Below are 18,482 nucleotides of genomic sequence, written 5' to 3'. Positions count from 1 at the left end.
GTAAAACAATAATATCCCTCTATACCCATTTGCGCTGCAGGGTTTTTGTTGATTTAAGTCAATGAATGCCGGGTGGTTGACTGATATACATACACTCATACAACAATGGTTTTACCAATTGGCCGCGAACAGGCCAGGAAGACGAATAACTATTGCCTAAGGGAGGCATCAAATGATTACTGGTATCCAAATCACTAAAGCTGCAAATGACGACCTGCTGAACTCTTTTTGGCTGCTGGATAGCGAAAAAGGCGAAGCGCGCTGCCTGTGTGCCAAAGGCGGTTTTGCGGAAGATGACGTGGTTGCGGTGAGCAAACTGGGCGAAATCGAATACCGCGAAATTCCGCTGGATGTAAAACCGGAAGTCCGCGTTGAAGGTGGTCAGCACCTGAACGTTAACGTGCTGCGTCGTGAAACGCTGATGGATGCGGTTGAGCATCCGGAAAAATATCCGCAGCTGACCATTCGTGTCTCTGGCTATGCGGTACGTTTCAACTCCCTGACGCCAGAACAGCAGCGTGACGTTATTGCTCGTACTTTTACAGAAAGCCTGTAAGTCGAAGCCTGAAAATAAAAACGCCGGGATATCCCGGCGTTTTTTTTACTTTCTGCTTACTGCGGAGTGCTGCTATCGCTACCGCTTGGCTTACGACGCTTACCCACATTTTTAGCATCACGGTGACGTTTCTTCACGCGTGTCTTATCTTTGTCTTTCTCTTTTTTCTGCTCGGCGCGCTTAGCCATTACCTTCTTGGAAGGTTTACCGGTCTGCTTTTCACTCGGTGCGCGGGTGGTCGGACGTAATTCATCGATAACGCGCGGCTTGAGCGGCTCCTCGATGTAACGACCAATTTTCCCTAACAGCAGGTGGTCGTGGGCTTCGACCAGAGAAATGGCAATGCCTTTTTTCCCTGCGCGACCGGTACGTCCGATGCGGTGCAGGTAGGTATCGGCCGTACGCGGCATATCGAAGTTGAATACGTGGCTGACGTCAGGAATATCGATCCCGCGTGCGGCGACGTCGGTAGCAATCAGCACGTTCATGCGACCATCGGTCATGCGCTTAATGGCTTCGTTACGTTTAGCCTGCACCATCTCGCCTTCCAGCCAGCAGGTATTAATACCCGCTTCACGCAGCCAGGAAGCCAGCTCATGAACGCGCTCGCGTTTACGTACAAAGACGATGGAGCGGGTTGCATCCGGCTGTTGCAGCAGGTTAATCAGCAGCGCGGTTTTATGCTTGATATCATCGGCGCGATAGTACCACTGGTGAATTTTCTTACGTTCACGGGTGGATGGGCTGGCGGATACTTCAACAGGCTCTTCCAGCAGACGCTCGGCAAAGTCTTTGATTGCATCGCCTTCCAGCGTCGCAGAAAACAGCATGGTCTGCTTACGCCAGCGGGTTTCACCGGCAATGTGCTCGATATCCTGGGCGAAGCCCATGTCCAGCATACGGTCCGCTTCGTCGAGGATCAGCGTTTCTACAGCGCGGCAATCGAAGTTCTCTTCTTTAATGTATTGCAGCAGTCGTCCGGTGGTGGCGACCACGATATCCTGATTCTCGCTGAACACTTCCGCATGGTTCATATACGCGACACCGCCGGTAATGGTGGCGATATCCAGATGCGTGTGCGCAGCCAGTTCGCGCGCGTGGTCAGCAACCTGCATCGCCAGCTCACGGGTTGGCGTCAGGATGAGAATGCGCGGTGGTCCGGATTTTTTGCGTGGGAAATCAAGCAGGTGCTGCAACGCTGGCAGCAGGTATGCCGCAGTTTTACCGGTGCCTGTCGGGGCTGAACCGAGAATGTCACGGCCATCAAGCGCAGGCGGAATAGCGGCGGCCTGAATGGCTGTCGGGCGTGTGAAACCTTTTTCCTGGAGGGCTTCCAGAAGGTTTTCGTCGAGTTCAAGTTCGGAAAAAGTCGTTACAGTCATGATCTACCTCTGAGTGGACCGACGATTATAAACGTTACGGGCATAATGTTCATCTGTTTGTAAGGCTATCTGTTCTCCGGTATTGTGCATAGCCTCAAGCCCAGGAGTTTTTCGTCCGCAAGGTTATTAAGGATGTCTCAGTCGAAGTTTGCGCTGCCGCGCAATGGTTTTACGTTTAAACAGTTCTTTGTTGCTCACGATCGCTGTGCGATGAAAGTGGGCACCGATGGCATTTTGCTCGGTGCATGGGCGCCGATCGCGCAGGTCAAACAGGTGCTGGATATTGGCACCGGTAGCGGCCTGCTGGCCTTAATGCTGGCGCAGCGAACCGACGCGCGGGTCACGTTGGATGCGGTGGAACTTGACGACAATGCGGCAGACCAGGCGCGGGAAAACGTCGATGCGTCTCCGTGGCCGGCGCGAATCCAGGTTCATCAGGCGGATATTCAACAATGGCAGCCACCGCAAACCCGGCGCTATGAACTGATCGTCAGCAATCCGCCTTTTTTTGCTGAAGGCGTACCCTGCGCGACCTCGCAGCGTGAACAGGCGCGATATACCACCACACTCGACCATGTGACGCTTTTAACCTGCGCCGCGGAGTGTATCACAGAAGAAGGGTTCTTCTGCGTGGTGCTGCCGGTGGATATTGGCAACGCATTTGTTCAGCGCGCTCAGAATATGGGGTGGCATTTGCGCTTGCGTACCGATGTGGCGGAAACGGAAATGCGTCCTCCGCACCGGGTGCTGTTGGCGTTCTCGCCGATGGCGGGGGAGTGTTTTAGCGATCGCCTGATTATCCGTGGGCCAGAGCAACAATACTCTGAAGGGTTTACTGCCCTGACCCAGGATTTCTATCTCTTTATGTGAACCAGGGGCGAGAGGATCGATGGCCCGCTGTTCGGGAGCTGCTCCGGATAATCCAGCGTATAGTGCAGCCCGCGGCTCTCTTTGCGCTGCATCGCGCAGCGAACGATCAGCTCAGCAACCTGCACCAGGTTCCGTAACTCCAGCAAATTGTTAGACACGCGGAAGCGCGCGTAATATTCGTCAAGCTCCTGTTGCAGCATGGTGATGCGGCGCAACGCGCGCTCCAGTCGGCGGGTGGTACGAACGATCCCGACATAGTCCCACATCAGTAATCTCAACTCATGCCAGTTATGCTGAATGACCACCAGCTCATCGGGGATCTCGACCTGGCTCTCATCCCAGCAAGGAAGCCCGTTGACCGGTTGGGCAAACGGCATGCGCTTCATAATATCTTCGGCGGCGGACCAGCCATAGACCAGACATTCGAGCAGCGAATTGGATGCCATGCGGTTAGCCCCGTGTAGCCCGGTGTAGCTGACCTCGCCAATGGCATACAGCCCGTCGACGTCGGTGCGGCCATGGTCATCGACCATCACGCCACCGCAGGTATAGTGAGCGGCAGGAACGATGGGCACCGGCTCTTTTGTCAGATCGATCCCCAGGCCAAGCAGTTTTTCGTAGATCATCGGGAAGTGCTGACGGATAAAGGCTTCCGGTTTATGGCTGATGTCGAGATACATGCAGTCGACGCCGAGCCGTTTCATCTCATGGTCAATGGCGCGGGCGACGATATCGCGCGGAGCCAGTTCGCCGCGTTCGTCAAAATCGGGCATAAACCGTGAGCCATCCGGGCGCTTCAGGTATGCCCCTTCGCCGCGTAACGCTTCGGTCAGCAGGAAATTACGTGCTTGCGGGTGGTACAACGCGGTGGGGTGAAACTGGTTAAACTCGAGGTTGGCGACGCGACAGCCCGCGCGCCACGCCATGGCAATGCCGTCGCCGGAGGAGACGTCCGGGTTGGTGGTGTACTGATACACTTTGGCGGCACCGCCGGTGGCCAGCACCACAGACCTGGCGCTGCAGGTTTCCACCTTTTCTTTATTACGGTTCCAGATCCAGGCGCCGACGACGCGACGCGTTCCCGGCAGGCCGATTTTATCGGAAATGATCAGATCGACCGCGTTGCTTCGTTCCAGCACCCGAATATTTGGGTGAGAGAGCGCCTGGCTGACGAGCGTGGTCTCTACCGCTTTGCCTGTCGCATCGGCCGCATGAAGAATACGACGATGGCTGTGGCCCCCTTCGCGGGTCAGGTGGTAGCTCTGCTCGCCGTTAGCCTGCGTTTGGGTATCGAACAGGACGCCCTGATCGATAAGCCACTGCACGCAAGGTTTGGCATTGCTGGCGACGAAAGAGACCGCGTGGCGATCGCACAGGCCAGCGCCGGCGATCAGCGTATCTTCAACATGGGATTCCACGCTGTCCGTCTCATCAAAGACCGCGGCAATGCCGCCCTGAGCGTATAACGTAGAGCCTTCGCTGATTGGTCCTTTGCTCAGTATGGTCACGGAACTGTTCTCCGCCAGACGCAGAGCAAGGGATAAACCGGCGGCGCCGCTGCCGATAATCAGCACATCACAGGAAAAGTCAGGAGTAGTATTCATGGGCTTTGTTTAATTTACTAAACACGATGAAACCACAATAGCACCAGGCCGTGATGAATCGTACATTTTTTTTCCGACTAGTTGCGGAGACTAAACATCGGGTCGCGGAGCGGCCTTCAGGTAAAGGAGAGAAAATATTTGCGAAGCAGATCGTTAGCTTCAGATTTTATAGTGAAATAAAAACGATGTTACGTTACCCTTCTGGCGGACCTTACGCTTTTTCTTCATCATCTTACCTGGCGTTGAGTTGCGGGACTTATAATGAGAGATAACAAATTGTCCGCCGTTGCCAGACAAAAAACAAAAGCGTAACGGAACTTTATTGTTTTCAGACACTCCAATCGTCTGCTTGCTCATAATGCAGTGATTGGGTAGTGCTTTGAAGGCGCATGGGAATTGGGTTTGGGGAGACATTACCTCGGATGAGCGAGCAGTTAACGGATCAGGTCCTCGTTGAACGGGTCCAGAAAGGAGATCAGAAGGCGTTTAATCTGCTGGTGGTACGCTATCAGCATAAGGTTGCGAGCCTGGTTTCCCGCTACGTGCCACCGGGCGATATCCCTGATGTCGTTCAGGAATCGTTCGTAAAAGCATGGCGCGCGCTGGAGTCCTTCCGGGGAGATAGTGCTTTTTATACCTGGTTATATCGTATCGCCGTCAACACGGCGAAGAATTATCTGGTAGCTCAGGGGCGCCGCCCACCGTCCAGCGATGTTGACGCCAATGAGGCAGAAAACTTCGAAAGTGGTGGGGCACTGAAAGAAATTTCGAACCCTGAGAATTTAATGTTGTCAGAAGAACTGAGACAAATAGTTTTTCGTACCATTGAATCGCTCCCGGAAGATTTACGCATGGCAATTACATTGCGGGAGCTTGATGGCCTGAGCTATGAAGAGATAGCCGCTATCATGGATTGTCCGGTAGGGACCGTACGTTCGCGTATTTTCCGGGCACGAGAAGCTATTGATAATAAAGTTCAACCGCTCATCAGGCGTTGACGATAGCGGAATACTGAAAAGGGTATCAGGCATGCAGAAAGAAAAACTTTCGGCTTTAATGGATGGTGAATCGCTGGATAACGAGCTGCTCAATGAGCTGAGCCGTTCTTCTGAAATGCAAAAGACCTGGGAGAGCTATCATCTCATTCGTGATTCGCTGCGAGGCGATACCGCTGAGATGCTCCATTTTGATATCTCAGCCCGCGTTATGGCCGCCATTGAAAACGAACCTGTTCGCCAGGCGGTGCCGCTTATTCCTGAATCTCAGCCGGCTCCACATCAGTGGCGCCAGATGCCTTTCTGGCAAAAAGTCCGCCCATGGGCCAGCTCTTTGACTCAGATGGGTGTGGCTGCGTGCGTATCGCTTGCTGTTATCGTTGGCGTTCAGCAGTATAATGGGCAGAACGAATCATCTCAGCAACCTGAAGCACCGGTGTTCAACACCATGCCGATGATGGGTAAAGCCAGCCCGGTTAGCCTTGGCGTTCCAGCAGATGCGTCTGCAGGAAGCGGTCAGCAGGCGCAGGTGCAAGAACAACGTCGCCGCATTAATGCTATGCTGCAGGACTATGAACTGCAGCGCCGCCTGCACGCAGAGCAGCTTCAGTTTGGGCAAGCCCAGACTCAGCAAGCCGCTGTTCAGGTGCCAGGTTATCAAACATTAGGAACGCAATCGCAGTAATGAAGCAACTTTGGTGTGCCATGTCGCTCATGGCAGGCAGCCTGTTCTTCTCTGTCAACGCCTCGGCTGATACATCGTCCGGGGCGTTGTTGCAGCAAATGAACCTGGCCAGCCAGTCCCTGAATTACGAGCTGTCTTTTGTCAGCATTAACAAACAGGGCGTTGAGTCGCTGCGTTATCGTCACGCGCGCCTTAACAATCAACCTCTCGCACAGCTGCTACAACTCGATGGCCCACGCCGGGAAGTTGTGCTGCGTGGTAATGAAATCAGCTATTTTGAACCTGGGCTTGACCCCTTCACGCTGAATGGCGACTACATTGTCGACTCATTACCGTCGCTGGCTTACACCGACTTCAAGCGGCTGGCCTCCTACTACGACTTCATTTCCGTTGGCCGTACCCGTATTGCCGATCGCTTATGCGAGGTGATTCGTGTGGTCGCGCGCGATGGCACACGCTATAGCTATATTGTCTGGCTGGATGCCGAAACGAAACTGCCGATGCGGGTTGATTTGCTCGACCGCGACGGGGAAACCCTCGAGCAGTTCCGGGTCGTCTCGTTTAGCGTTGGCGATAAAGTCAGCAGCAGTATGGAGACGCTAGCAAAAGCGAGCCTGCCTCCGCAGCTGTCGGTGCCGGAAGGGGGCGATAAAGCCAACTTTAACTGGGCACCAACCTGGCTACCGCAAGGGGTTTCGGAAGTCTCCAGCAGCCAACGCCGTCTGCCAACGATTGACGGTCCGGTTGAATCCCGCCTCTATTCGGACGGGCTGTTTAGTTTCTCTGTTAACGTTAGTCGCGCCACGTCAACCAGCAGCGATCAGCTGCTACGCACCGGGCGTCGTACCGTGAGCACGACGGTACGCGATAACGCAGAGATTACCGTAGTCGGCGAAATGCCGCCGCAAACGGCTAAACGCATCTCCGACAGCATCAAGTTCAAGGCAGTACAATGATTAAAGAGTGGGCCACGGTCGTCTCCTGGCAAAATGGCATGGCGCAGGTGCACTGCGACGTTAAAGCCTCCTGCAGCAGCTGCGCTTCGCGTGCCGGCTGCGGCAGTCGGGTGCTGAACAAGCTGGGACCGCAAACCAGCCATACCATTAGCGTTCCCAGCGACCAGCCGCTGTCCGCCGGGCAGAAAGTTGAGCTGGGAATTGCCGAAAGCAGCCTGCTGGGCTCTGCGGTTTTAGTCTATATGGCGCCGTTGGTCGGGTTGTTTGTGGTGGCTTCCATTTTTCAGGTGCTGTTTGCCAATGACTTCGCGTCACTGTGTGGTGCGGTGCTCGGTGGCGTTGGCGGATTCCTGATTGCGCGCGGACTTTCTCCAGGATTAGCCGCTCGTCAATCGTGGCAACCCGTCATCATTAGCGTGGGCCTGCCACCGGATTTACTGCGTACAGAGACACCCTCTTCAGAGCCAGGTCAGTGATTCCACTGGCCTTTATTTTTTATTAGCCACGCTCAGACCCACTCACCATTTGTTACGGTTATGCTGCTGGTAAGAGCATTTCCTGGTTTCGTGGATGTAGTGTAGAATGCGGCGTTTTCGGATTAAAAAACGTCAGGCACAGAACAGCGGCCTCATGATTCGCGTAAGGCAAAATTAACTCTAAATATGAAGAATATACGTAACTTTTCAATCATCGCTCATATCGACCACGGTAAATCGACGTTGTCTGACCGTATCATCCAGATTTGCGGTGGCCTTTCCGATCGTGAAATGGAAGCCCAGGTACTGGACTCCATGGATCTTGAGCGTGAGCGTGGCATCACCATTAAGGCGCAGAGCGTCACCCTGGATTATAAAGCGACCAATGGCGAAACCTATCAGCTGAACTTTATCGACACGCCGGGCCACGTCGACTTCTCTTATGAGGTGTCACGTTCTCTCGCCGCGTGTGAAGGTGCGCTGCTGGTGGTCGATGCCGGTCAGGGCGTAGAAGCCCAGACGCTGGCCAACTGCTATACCGCTATGGAAATGGATCTGGAAGTGGTTCCGGTCCTCAACAAAATCGACCTGCCTGCTGCCGACCCGGAGCGTGTAGCCGAAGAAATTGAAGACATTGTCGGCATTGATGCAGCTGATGCTGTGCGCTGCTCGGCGAAAACCGGCATCGGTGTTCCTGACGTTCTCGAACGTCTGGTACGCGATATCCCGCCACCGGAAGGTGACGCGGATGGCCCGCTGCAGGCGCTGATCATCGACTCCTGGTTCGATAACTACCTCGGCGTAGTGTCGCTGGTGCGTATTAAAAACGGCACCATGCGTAAAGGCGACAAAATCAAAGTCATGAGCACCGGACAAGTCTACAATGCTGACCGTCTGGGCATCTTTACGCCAAAACAGGTTGACCGTACCGAGCTGAAATGCGGCGAGGTTGGCTGGCTGGTGTGCGCCATTAAAGACATCCTTGGTGCGCCGGTTGGCGATACCCTGACCACCTCGCGTAACCCGGCAGACAAAGCGCTGCCAGGCTTTAAAAAAGTCAAACCGCAGGTGTATGCCGGTCTGTTCCCGGTCAGCTCTGATGACTACGAAAGCTTCCGTGATGCGCTCGGCAAACTGAGCCTCAACGATGCTTCTCTGTTCTTCGAACCGGAGAGTTCCACGGCGCTGGGCTTCGGCTTCCGCTGCGGCTTCCTGGGCCTGCTGCACATGGAAATCATTCAGGAGCGTCTGGAACGCGAGTATGACCTGGATCTGATCACCACTGCGCCGACGGTCGTCTACGAAGTCGAAACCACCGCGAAAGAGGTTATCTATGTCGATAGCCCGTCCAAGCTGCCGCCGCTGAACAACATTCAGGAACTGCGTGAGCCGATCGCCGAGTGTCATATGCTGCTGCCGCAGGAATACCTGGGTAACGTTATCACCCTGTGTATTGAGAAGCGTGGCGTGCAGACCAACATGGTTTACCACGGTAAACAAGTGGCGCTGACCTATGAAATTCCAATGGCGGAAGTGGTTCTCGATTTCTTCGACCGTCTGAAGTCAACGTCACGCGGCTACGCGTCGCTGGACTATAACTTCAAACGCTTCCAGGCCTCCAACATGGTCCGCGTGGACGTGCTGATCAACAGCGAGCGTGTTGATGCGCTGGCGCTGATCACTCACAACGATAACGCGCCGTACCGTGGTCGTGAGCTGGTAGAGAAGATGAAAGAGCTGATCCCACGCCAGCAGTTCGATATTGCGATTCAGGCGGCGATCGGCAACCACATCATTGCCCGTTCTACCGTCAAGCAGCTGCGTAAAAACGTGCTGGCGAAATGCTACGGCGGTGACGTCAGCCGTAAGAAAAAACTGCTGCAGAAGCAGAAAGACGGTAAAAAACGTATGAAGCAAGTGGGTAACGTTGAGCTGCCGCAGGAAGCGTTCCTTGCCATTCTGCACGTCGGTAAAGACGGCAAATAACCATTAAGGAGTTGGCATGGCGAACATGTTTGCCCTGATCCTGGTGATCGCAACCCTGGTCACAGGGTTGTTGTGGTGTCTGGATAAATTCATCTTTGCGCCGAAGCGTCGTGAACGTCAGGCCGCGGCTCAGGCTGCGACAGGCGATAGCCTCGACAAGCAAACGCTGAAGAAAGTGGGCCCGAAACCGGGCTGGCTGGAAACGGGAGCCTCGGTATTTCCGGTACTGGCTATTGTTCTGGTGGTTCGCTCATTTATTTATGAGCCGTTTCAGATTCCATCAGGTTCAATGATGCCAACGCTGCTGATTGGCGATTTTATTCTGGTTGAGAAGTTTGCCTACGGCATTAAAGATCCGATCTACCAGAAAACGCTGATCGAAACCGGTCATCCCAAACGCGGTGATATCGTGGTCTTTAAATACCCGGAAGATCCGCGCCTGGATTACATCAAGCGTGCTGTCGGGCTGCCGGGCGATAAGGTCACCTACGATCCGTTGACCAAGCAGGTCACCATCCAGCCAGGCTGCAGTTCCGGCCAGGCTTGTGGTAGCGCGCTGCCGGTTACTTACTCCAACGTTGAGCCGAGCGATTTCGTTCAGACATTCTCGCGCCGTAACGGTGGTGAAGCGACCAGCGGGTTCTGGCAACTGCCGAAGGGCGAGACCAAAGAAGATGGTGTCCGCCTGACCGAACGTAAAGAGACGCTCGGCGAGGTGACTCACCGTATTCTGACCGTTCCGATCGCTCAGGATCAGGTCGGCATGTACTACCATCAATCGGGTCTGCCGCTGGCGACCTGGATTGTGCCGCCGGGTCAGTACTTCATGATGGGTGACAACCGCGATAACAGCGCCGACAGCCGTTACTGGGGCTTTGTGCCAGAAGCGAACCTGGTGGGTAAAGCTACGGCAATCTGGATGAGCTTCGAAAAACAGGAAGGTGAGTGGCCGACCGGCGTGCGTTTATCACGTATTGGCAGCATCCACTAATTCCCCTGCCTTATTCACGCTGCCGTCGCAATACGGCAGCGTGAATTATTTAATATTTAAATCTATTCAAACTAACGACATCCCTTGTCGTTGCGTATAGAATATCCCCCCGAAGTTTTGGTTGTCTCTCGTAAGAGTGACACTGCACACGAAACCGCGTTGGTTGATTTTACTCTGAAATAAGTTGGGTTGCAGAAAGGCGACAGGTTTGCGCACAGGCAATCTACTATGAGACAGAGCTGCCCAGGTCGGTTTCGTGTGCTGCATTTTTGACGCATTCATTTATTGGTATCGCATGAACCCCATCGTAATTAATCGGCTTCAACGGAAGCTGGGCTACACTTTCCATCATCAGGAGCTGTTGCAACAGGCATTAACTCACCGCAGTGCCAGCAGCAAGCACAACGAGCGCCTGGAGTTTCTGGGTGACTCAATTCTGAGTTTTGTGATCGCGAATGCGCTCTATCACCGCTTCCCTCGGGTTGACGAAGGTGACATGAGCCGCATGCGCGCCACGCTGGTTCGAGGCAACACGCTGGCGGAAATCGCCCGTGAGTTTGAGTTAGGTGAGTGCCTGCGCCTTGGGCCGGGTGAGCTGAAAAGCGGCGGTTTCCGTCGCGAATCTATTCTGGCAGATACCGTTGAAGCACTGATCGGCGGGATTTTCCTCGATAGCGATATCCAGAACGTTGAGCGCCTGATTCTGAGCTGGTATCAAACTCGTCTGGACGAAATCAGCCCGGGCGATAAACAAAAAGATCCGAAGACCCGTTTGCAGGAGTATCTGCAGGGTCGCCATCTGCCGCTGCCGTCTTATCTGGTGGTGCAGGTGCGTGGCGAAGCCCACGATCAGGAATTTACTATCCACTGCCAGGTCAGCGGCCTGAGTGAACCAGTGGTTGGCACAGGTTCCAGCCGTCGCAAGGCGGAGCAGGCTGCCGCCGAACAGGCGCTGAAAAAACTGGAGCTGGAATGAGCAACGAAAAAAGTTATTGCGGGTTTGTCGCTATTGTCGGCCGCCCGAACGTGGGTAAATCCACACTGCTGAACAATCTGCTTGGGCAGAAGATTTCGATCACCTCGCGCAAAGCGCAGACGACGCGTCACCGTATTGTCGGCATCCACACGGAAGGGCCGTATCAGGCAATCTATGTTGATACCCCGGGCCTGCATATGGAAGAAAAACGCGCTATCAACCGCCTGATGAACAAAGCGGCGAGTAGCTCGATTGGCGACGTTGAGCTGGTTATCTTCGTGGTTGAAGGTACCCGCTGGACCGCCGATGACGAAATGGTGTTGGGCAAACTGCGTGACGCCAGAGCGCCGGTGATCCTGGCGGTCAATAAAGTCGATAACGTGCAGGAAAAAGCGGATTTACTGCCGCACCTGCAGTTCCTGGCAAGCCAGATGAACTTCCTGGATATCGTCCCGATTTCTGCAGAAACGGGAATGAACGTCGATACCATCGCCGGGATCGTCCGTAAGCATCTGCCGGAAGCGATTCATCACTTCCCGGAAGATTACATTACCGACCGTTCACAGCGCTTTATGGCTTCAGAAATCATCCGTGAAAAACTGATGCGTTTCCTTGGCGCAGAACTGCCGTACTCTGTGACGGTAGAAATCGAACGTTTCCAGACCAACGAACGTGGCGGTTATGATATTAACGGCCTGATCCTGGTTGAGCGTGAAGGGCAGAAGAAGATGGTGATTGGCAACAAAGGCGCCAAAATCAAAACCATCGGTATTGAAGCCCGTAAAGACATGCAGGATATGTTTGAAGCGCCGGTTCACCTTGAACTGTGGGTGAAAGTGAAATCCGGCTGGGCTGATGACGAACGCGCGCTGCGCAGTCTCGGTTACGGCGACGATCACTAAGCGCTATTTTGATGGAAGGCTGGCAGCGCGCTTTCGTCCTGCATAGTCGTCCCTGGAGCGAAACCAGCCTGATGCTGGACGTCTTCACGGAAGAATCCGGCCGCGTGCGCCTTGTAGCTAAAGGCGCACGTTCCAAACGCTCCAGCCTCAAAGGCGCTCTCCAGCCTTTTACCCCCTTATTACTTCGCTTTGGCGGCCGCGGCGACGTCAAAACGTTACGCAATGCCGAAGCGGTTTCACTGGCCCTGCCGCTCAGCGGTATCACGCTCTACAGCGGGCTGTATGTGAATGAACTCCTCTCCCGCGTGCTGGAACATGAAACGCGCTTTTCCGAACTCTTTTTCGATTACCTGCACTGTCTTCAGGCGCTGGCGGGCGCAAGCGGCACGCCGGAGCCGGCATTACGCCGTTTTGAACTGGCGTTGCTGGGGCATCTGGGTTACGGCGTCGATTTTCTCCACTGCGCCGGCAGCGGCGACGCGGTCGATGACACCATGACCTACCGCTACCGTGAAGAAAAAGGCTTTATCGCCAGCGTGGTTATTGATAACAACACCTTTACCGGGCACCATTTGAAAGCGCTGGCGAACCGGGAGTTTCCGGACAGCGATGCGCTGCGTGCCGCTAAGCGCTTTACCCGTATCGCCCTGAAGCCGTATCTTGGCGGTAAACCGCTGAAGAGTCGGGAGCTGTTTCGCCAGTTTATGCCCGCACGCGCGGCGCGAGCAGATAAAACGAATAACGATCAATGAGGATTGTCATGGCTGAATTACTGTTAGGGGTCAATATTGACCATATCGCGACACTGCGTAACGCGCGCGGCACCGCTTATCCGGACCCGGTACAGGCGGCGTTTATCGCTGAGCAGGCCGGGGCTGACGGCATTACCGTCCACCTGCGCGAAGACCGCCGCCACATTACCGACCGTGACGTGCGCGTGCTGCGCCAGACGCTGGACACCCGCATGAATCTTGAGATGGCGGTCACCGAAGAGATGCTGACCATCGCCTGCGACACCAAACCGCATTTCTGCTGCCTGGTGCCGGAAAAGCGTCAGGAAGTGACGACGGAAGGCGGCCTGGATGTGGCCGGTCAGCGCGAAAAAATGCGCGATGCCTGCAAACGTCTGGCCGATGCCGGGATTCTGGTCTCTCTGTTCATCGATGCCGATGAAGCGCAAATTCAGGCCGCAGCAGACGTTGGCGCTCCCTATATTGAAATTCACACCGGCTGCTACGCCGACGCCGAAAGCGACGCCCAACAGGAAAAAGAGCTGCAGCGTATCGCGACCGCCGCGACCTTTGCCGCAAGCCTCGGTCTGAAGGTGAATGCTGGCCACGGCCTGACCTATCACAACGTCAAAGCGATTGCCCGCATTCCGGAAATGCACGAGCTGAACATCGGCCACGCGATCATCGGTCGGGCGGTGATGAGCGGCCTGAAAGAGGCCGTTGCCGAGATGAAACGCCTGATGCAGGAAGCCCGCGCGTAATGGCGATTCTGGGGCTGGGAACCGATATTGTTGAAATTGCTCGGATAGAAGCGGTGATTGCCCGTAGCGGCGATCGCCTTGCCCGGCGCGTGCTCAGCGACAACGAGTGGCTGATATGGCAGCAGCACCAGCAGCCGGTCCGTTTTCTGGCGAAGCGCTTTGCGGTTAAAGAGGCGGCGGCGAAAGCCCTGGGAACTGGGATCCGCAACGGTCTGGCGTTTAATCAGTTCGAGGTGTACAACGACGAGCTCGGTAAACCCAGCCTGCGTCTATGGGGCGAAGCGCAGAATCTGGCACAGCGTATGGGGGTCAGGAGCATCCACGTGACCCTGGCGGATGAGCGACATTACGCTTGTGCTACGGTCATCGTGGAGAGTTAACGCCTGCGGGGAGCAGCGTCAGATTTTGTCCGCATGATGTATCAGGACAAACTTATCCCACAGCTGCTCTTCATTTTCGACGTGTGCCGGGTCTTTCAGAATCGTATTGGGGATCGGGCACACTTTCTGACAGGTGGGCGTCTCATAGTGGCCCACGCACTCCGTGCAGCGGTCGCTGTTAATTTCATAGATGCTGTCACCCATCGAAATCGCCTCATTCGGGCATTCCGGTTCGCACATATCGCAATTGATGCATTTTTTGGTGATTAACAGCGCCATCAGGAAATTCTCAGAAACATCACAAACAGGGCGGGCATTATACGCCCATTTTCTGCTCACACCAGTTTTTTCACCAGCGCCTCGCTGTGGCGGATCCGGTCCGGCGCATGTTCAAGATCCTGCTGAACCAGTGCCATAAACAGCAGATCGGTGAGCATCATTTGCGCGCTGGTGGAGGAGATCGCGGCGCTGCGCGTCGCCTGCTCCTCGGCGATGGTGTACAAACACTGTGTCGCCTGCTGCTGCAGCGCATTCGGTGTAAACCCGGTGATCGCCAGGATCCGACAGCCAACCCGCAGCGCTTCTCCGGCGGCCATGTTGATCTCGCGGCGTTCGCCAGAATAGGAGATCGCCACCAGCAGATCGTCGGATGACATCGCCTGCACGGTCGCGAGCAGGGCGTGCATATCCTGTTCGGAAACGGCGTTAATACCGATTTTCATCAGCTTCCAGCCGAAATTACGTGCCACCAGCCCGGATGCGCCGATCCCGGTGATCACCACCCGGCGGGCGTGGCGCAACAGCGCAACGGCTTCCAGCAGTTTCTCTTCGGTGTTGACATCCAGCGAAGCGTGCATCGCGGCCACGTTATCGTTGATCAGCTTCTCGCCCACCAGGCGCAGCGGATCGTCACCGCGGATCTGGTTATGCACCGGAACCGATTGTGGATCGGGCGCACTGGCCAGCGCTTCACTTAAGGCCAGCTTCAGTGCCGGGAAACCTTTAAACCCCATCTTCTGCGCGAATTTCACGACGCTGGACTGGCTGACGCCGGCCTCGCCAGCCAGCTGCTGCGAACTGAGGTGGCGGGTCTGGTCAGGCTGAGCCAGAATAAAGTCTGCCAGCTTTTTGTCGCTTGCCGCCAGCGATGGATAGCGCTGGCGAATGCGGATTAAACAGTTCATCGGTTTTCCTCAGGACAACCTTCGCCCTCTGCTGAAAGAATTTTGTATTCGATTATAAGAGGAATACAGCGAATTAAAAATTCTACCGCTGAGATTTATTGATTCCAGGAAAATAGCCTTAACCCAGGGTTAACGTCCGTAGATGTTTTCTCTGTTCACGAGATAAGGCTGTTAAGCTAACGGCATCAGCTACGATATTTGCTAAAGAAAGAGGTCGGTTTTGAATAGCAGCACGCGGCGAGTGGTTTTTTTTGATCTCGATGGAACGTTACATCAACAAGATATGTTCGGCAGTTTCCTGCGCTATGTCTTGCGTCACCAGCCGTTGAATGTCCCGCTGGTGATCCTCATGTCGCCGGCAATCCTGCTGGGATTAACCGTCAGCGGTCGGGCGGCGCGCTGGCCAATGAGCCTGCTGCTGTGGGCTGCCACCTTCGGGCGCAGCGAGCGCGCCCTGAAGCGACTAGAGGCCGGTTTCGTCCGCTGGTTTCGCCAGCGGGTGACCGCGTTCCCGGTGGTGCAGGCCCGGCTGACGGACTACCTCGACCATCACGATGCCGAGGTCTGGTTGATTACCGGCTCGCCCCAGTCGCTGGTTGAGCAGGTCTATTTTGATACCCCCTGGCTGACGAGAGTGAATGTTATCGCCAGCCGGATGGAGCGCCGTTGCGGCGGCTGGGGGCTAACTCTACGCTGCCTGGGACATGAAAAAGTCGCCCAACTGGAGCAGAAAATCGGTGCGCCGTTGCAGCTGTACAGCGGCTACAGCGACAGCGAGCAGGACAACCCGTTGCTCTGTTTTTGCCAGCACCGCTGGCGCGTCACGCCGCAGGGCGATCTTCACCAGTTAGAATAGTGTGTAATGCCGGTTGCCATGTATAATGCGCCCCGCTTTTTCCGCAGGAGTGCCCGCTTTGTCTGACCATGAACTAAACGATGAATACTGGATGCGTCACGCATTAACGCTGGCGAAACGTGCCTGGGAAGAGGGCGAAGTACCGGTAGGGGCCGTGCTGGTGCACAATAATCAGGTTATCGGTGAAGGCTGGAACCGTCCTATCGGGCGCCACGATCCGACGGCGCATGCTGAAATTATGGCGTTGCGTCAGGGCGGAATGGTCCTGCAAAACTACCGACTGATTGATGCCACGCTGTATGTCACGCTCGAACCGTGCGTGATGTGTGCCGGTGCGATGGTGCATAGCCGGATTTCACGGCTGGTATTTGGTGCCCGGGATGCAAAAACCGGCGCGGCCGGATCGCTTATCGACGTCTTACATCATCCGGGAATGAATCATCGGGTCGAGGTCAGCGAAGGGATCCTGGCGGAATCGTGCTCGGGAATGCTCAGTGACTTTTTCCGCTGGCGTCGCGAAGAGAAAAAAGCGCTGAAAAAGGCGCGCTCTGGCGAAGACGTGTAGTTAGTGCCCCAGGCCGGGGATTTTCATCCTGGCGTTGTCGACTAAAGACTCGGCGTGATACTGGAAAAAAGGAATCGTGCGTGGCGCTTGCTCCAGTTCGTCCGGCATCACCGCCGGATAGTCTCCGGCCATCGCCAGCCTCTGCGCTTCCTTTCTCTCTTTCTCGGATAAGTAGCCCACCAGGCTGATGTGATATTTACGGATGTTTTCGACATACGCGTACGCCTCGTGGCCGCGCGCGTAGCCGTATTTCAGCTTGCTGTAATAGGGTTTCTGGCTAAGCAACGGTAAGCGTTGCTTCACGTCCGCCCAGCTGTCGGGATTGCCTTTCTGCTTTTTGGTCAACGAAATCGCATCCAGCATATGGGCGTAACCCATGTTGTACGCCGCGAGGGCAAACCAGATCCGCTCATCTTTGGGGACGGAATCCGGTATCTTGCCCATCATATCCTGCAGGTAACGCATGCCGCCGCTGAGGCTTTGCTCTGCATCCGTTCGGTCGGTCAACCCCAGGCTCTGGGCGGTGTTTTTGGTCAACATCATCATCCCGCGAACCCCGGTCGGCGAGGTGGCCTGCGGATCCCAGTGTGATTCCTGCCACGCAATGGACGCCAGCAGACGCCAGTCGATCTGACGGGCATACTTTTCAAACATCGGCTGCAGACCGGGCAGGGCATTTTCGACGGCGCGCAGGAAGGTACGGGTATCGACATAATCGAAATCGTTGCCGTGCCCAAGGTACTTCTCTTCCAGCCGCGCCAGAGTGCCGTCTTCATTCATGGTGTCGAAGAAATCAAGCATCGCGGCGGAAAGCGAATTGTCCTCGCTCTTGAGGCTAAACCAGGTGACCGGCTGCTCGTCGCTGATATCCAGCGCAACGGCTAGCTCCGGATGAACGCGCTGGAACAGGCTGATCGCCACCGAATCGGCAATGGTGTAATCGAGCTCGCCGTCAATCACCGCCTGCATCAGCGCGGTGGTGCCACGCTTTTCATCCACACGCCAGCCGAGGTCCGGGTATTTATGATCTTTCAGCGCCTGCAGATCGTTAATCGCAACATGACCTGGGGCGATGGCCAGCTGCTCAGCCGTGAGGCTGGCAAGGTTACGCGGCCGCAGGCTGCCGACCCGATAAACCAGCTGCTGGGATACGGAGTAGTAGCTCGGTCCGGGCTGGTAGTTTTTGACCCGCTCCGAGTTGTAGACCAGCCCGGCGGCTAACATATCGGCTTTGCCGGTGTCCAGGTCGTCGAACAGCTGGCTGATATTCTGGCGGACGGTCACTTTCAGCGGCACCCCGAGGTAGTCGGCGAACTGTTTTGCCAGCTCGTAATCCAGCCCATAGGTTTTGTCATTGATCGTGGCGAAGGTCAGCGGTGAATTGATGGTGCTGATACGCAGCTCGCCGCGGGCGATAATCCCGGCCACGCGGTTCTCCGGCTTGCCGGACCACGGGATCGACGGCCACAGGGCGGCCGCCAGCAGTAAGGTCACAATGCCGATAAGCAGATAATTAATCTTCAGTTTTTTCAGATAGTTAATCTTCTGCAGCTCTGAGTTCCTCAGCAGGCTATTAGCGGAATAGGGAAAAGACAGACGTCGAATGAGCGGCATTTTGCTTAAGAA

General features: G+C 55.3%; 20 protein-coding genes. 15 read left to right on the top strand and 5 right to left on the bottom strand.

Annotation, left to right across the window (positions count from 1 at the left end; all coding sequences use genetic code 11):
• Positions 1 to 172: 172 nt before the first annotated feature.
• Positions 173 to 556 (top strand): autonomous glycyl radical cofactor GrcA, encoded by a 384-nt coding sequence (grcA, locus tag EDF82_RS10590; RefSeq protein ID WP_123755421.1) that lies wholly within the window; start codon positions 173 to 175, stop codon positions 554 to 556.
• Between the two features lie 56 nt (positions 557 to 612).
• Here grcA and srmB read toward each other — a convergent pair whose 3' ends face one another.
• Positions 613 to 1,938, bottom strand: a complete 1,326-nt coding sequence (gene srmB / locus EDF82_RS10585; RefSeq protein WP_123755420.1) for an ATP-dependent RNA helicase SrmB — start codon at positions 1,936 to 1,938, stop codon at positions 613 to 615.
• A 132-nt stretch (positions 1,939 to 2,070) separates the two neighbouring features.
• Between srmB and EDF82_RS10580 the strand changes: the two genes are divergently transcribed.
• Positions 2,071 to 2,808: a tRNA1(Val) (adenine(37)-N6)-methyltransferase gene (locus EDF82_RS10580; RefSeq protein ID WP_123755419.1), complete on the top strand. Its 738-nt coding sequence runs from the start codon at positions 2,071 to 2,073 to the stop codon at positions 2,806 to 2,808.
• On the opposite strand, the gene nadB is transcribed toward EDF82_RS10580, so the two are convergent.
• Positions 2,793 to 4,412: an L-aspartate oxidase gene (gene nadB, locus EDF82_RS10575; RefSeq protein ID WP_123755418.1), complete on the bottom strand. Its 1,620-nt coding sequence runs from the start codon at positions 4,410 to 4,412 to the stop codon at positions 2,793 to 2,795. The genes EDF82_RS10580 and nadB overlap by 16 nt on opposite strands.
• Positions 4,413 to 4,834: 422 nt before the next feature.
• Here nadB and rpoE point away from each other — a divergent pair, with 422 nt between their 5' ends.
• The 11 genes from rpoE to acpS all read left to right on the top strand — a co-directional run bounded on the left by rpoE (position 4,835) and on the right by acpS (position 14,251).
• Positions 4,835 to 5,410: an RNA polymerase sigma factor RpoE gene (rpoE, locus tag EDF82_RS10570; protein WP_004866461.1), complete on the top strand. Its 576-nt coding sequence runs from the start codon at positions 4,835 to 4,837 to the stop codon at positions 5,408 to 5,410.
• Between the two features lie 31 nt (positions 5,411 to 5,441).
• Positions 5,442 to 6,092 (top strand): anti-sigma-E factor RseA, encoded by a 651-nt coding sequence (rseA, locus tag EDF82_RS10565; RefSeq protein WP_123755417.1) that lies wholly within the window; start codon positions 5,442 to 5,444, stop codon positions 6,090 to 6,092.
• Positions 6,092 to 7,048 (top strand): sigma-E factor regulatory protein RseB, encoded by a 957-nt coding sequence (gene rseB / locus EDF82_RS10560; RefSeq protein WP_123755416.1) that lies wholly within the window; start codon positions 6,092 to 6,094, stop codon positions 7,046 to 7,048. Before rseA ends, rseB begins: the two co-directional genes overlap by 1 nt.
• Complete coding sequence (gene rseC / locus EDF82_RS10555; RefSeq protein ID WP_123755415.1) at positions 7,045 to 7,524, top strand: SoxR-reducing system protein RseC; 480 nt, start codon at positions 7,045 to 7,047, stop codon at positions 7,522 to 7,524. The genes rseB and rseC overlap by 4 nt, the downstream gene beginning before the upstream one ends.
• Positions 7,525 to 7,710: 186 nt before the next feature.
• Complete coding sequence (gene lepA, locus EDF82_RS10550; protein ID WP_123755414.1) at positions 7,711 to 9,510, top strand: translation elongation factor 4; 1,800 nt, start codon at positions 7,711 to 7,713, stop codon at positions 9,508 to 9,510.
• A 16-nt stretch (positions 9,511 to 9,526) separates the two neighbouring features.
• Positions 9,527 to 10,501 (top strand): signal peptidase I, encoded by a 975-nt coding sequence (gene lepB, locus EDF82_RS10545; RefSeq protein WP_123755413.1) that lies wholly within the window; start codon positions 9,527 to 9,529, stop codon positions 10,499 to 10,501.
• Between the two features lie 295 nt (positions 10,502 to 10,796).
• Entirely contained in the window at positions 10,797 to 11,477 is a 681-nt protein-coding gene (gene rnc / locus EDF82_RS10540; protein ID WP_123755539.1) for a ribonuclease III, read from the top strand.
• A complete protein-coding gene (gene era / locus EDF82_RS10535) occupies positions 11,474 to 12,379 on the top strand; it encodes a GTPase Era (protein ID WP_123755412.1) in 906 nt (301 codons plus the stop codon). The genes rnc and era overlap by 4 nt, the downstream gene beginning before the upstream one ends.
• A gap of 11 nt (positions 12,380 to 12,390) precedes the next feature.
• Positions 12,391 to 13,131: a DNA repair protein RecO gene (recO, locus tag EDF82_RS10530; RefSeq protein WP_123755411.1), complete on the top strand. Its 741-nt coding sequence runs from the start codon at positions 12,391 to 12,393 to the stop codon at positions 13,129 to 13,131.
• Between the two features lie 8 nt (positions 13,132 to 13,139).
• A complete protein-coding gene (gene pdxJ, locus EDF82_RS10525; protein ID WP_123755410.1) occupies positions 13,140 to 13,871 on the top strand; it encodes a pyridoxine 5'-phosphate synthase in 732 nt (243 codons plus the stop codon).
• Entirely contained in the window at positions 13,871 to 14,251 is a 381-nt protein-coding gene (gene acpS, locus EDF82_RS10520) for a holo-ACP synthase (protein WP_123755409.1), read from the top strand. Before pdxJ ends, acpS begins: the two co-directional genes overlap by 1 nt.
• 18 nt (positions 14,252 to 14,269) lie before the next feature.
• On the opposite strand, the gene EDF82_RS10515 is transcribed toward acpS, so the two are convergent.
• Both EDF82_RS10515 and EDF82_RS10510 read right to left on the bottom strand, forming a co-directional pair.
• The gene (locus EDF82_RS10515; RefSeq protein ID WP_123755408.1) at positions 14,270 to 14,530 is read right to left on the bottom strand and encodes a YfhL family 4Fe-4S dicluster ferredoxin; all 261 of its coding nucleotides are present in this window, start codon (positions 14,528 to 14,530) and stop codon (positions 14,270 to 14,272) included.
• A gap of 56 nt (positions 14,531 to 14,586) precedes the next feature.
• Entirely contained in the window at positions 14,587 to 15,435 is an 849-nt protein-coding gene (locus EDF82_RS10510) for a MurR/RpiR family transcriptional regulator (protein WP_123755407.1), read from the bottom strand.
• 220 nt (positions 15,436 to 15,655) lie between these two features.
• On the opposite strand from EDF82_RS10510, the gene yfhb reads away from it, so the two are divergent.
• Positions 15,656 to 16,291, top strand: coding sequence for a phosphatidylglycerophosphatase C (gene yfhb, locus EDF82_RS10505; RefSeq protein ID WP_123755406.1), 636 nt, complete (start codon positions 15,656 to 15,658; stop codon positions 16,289 to 16,291).
• A 58-nt stretch (positions 16,292 to 16,349) separates the two neighbouring features.
• On the top strand, positions 16,350 to 16,856 hold the full coding sequence (gene tadA / locus EDF82_RS10500; protein ID WP_222618214.1) for a tRNA adenosine(34) deaminase TadA: 507 nt from the start codon (positions 16,350 to 16,352) through the stop codon (positions 16,854 to 16,856).
• Here the strand turns inward: tadA and mltF are convergent, their stop codons facing one another.
• Positions 16,857 to 18,470, bottom strand: coding sequence for a membrane-bound lytic murein transglycosylase MltF (gene mltF / locus EDF82_RS10495; RefSeq protein WP_123755404.1), 1,614 nt, complete (start codon positions 18,468 to 18,470; stop codon positions 16,857 to 16,859).
• Positions 18,471 to 18,482: the final 12 nt, after the last annotated feature.

The organism is Klebsiella sp. BIGb0399 (assembly GCF_003752615.1).
In the GTDB taxonomy this organism is placed as follows: Bacteria; Pseudomonadota; Gammaproteobacteria; order Enterobacterales; family Enterobacteriaceae; genus Klebsiella; species Klebsiella lignicola.
This window is presented reverse-complemented; position numbering and strand designations above follow the sequence as displayed.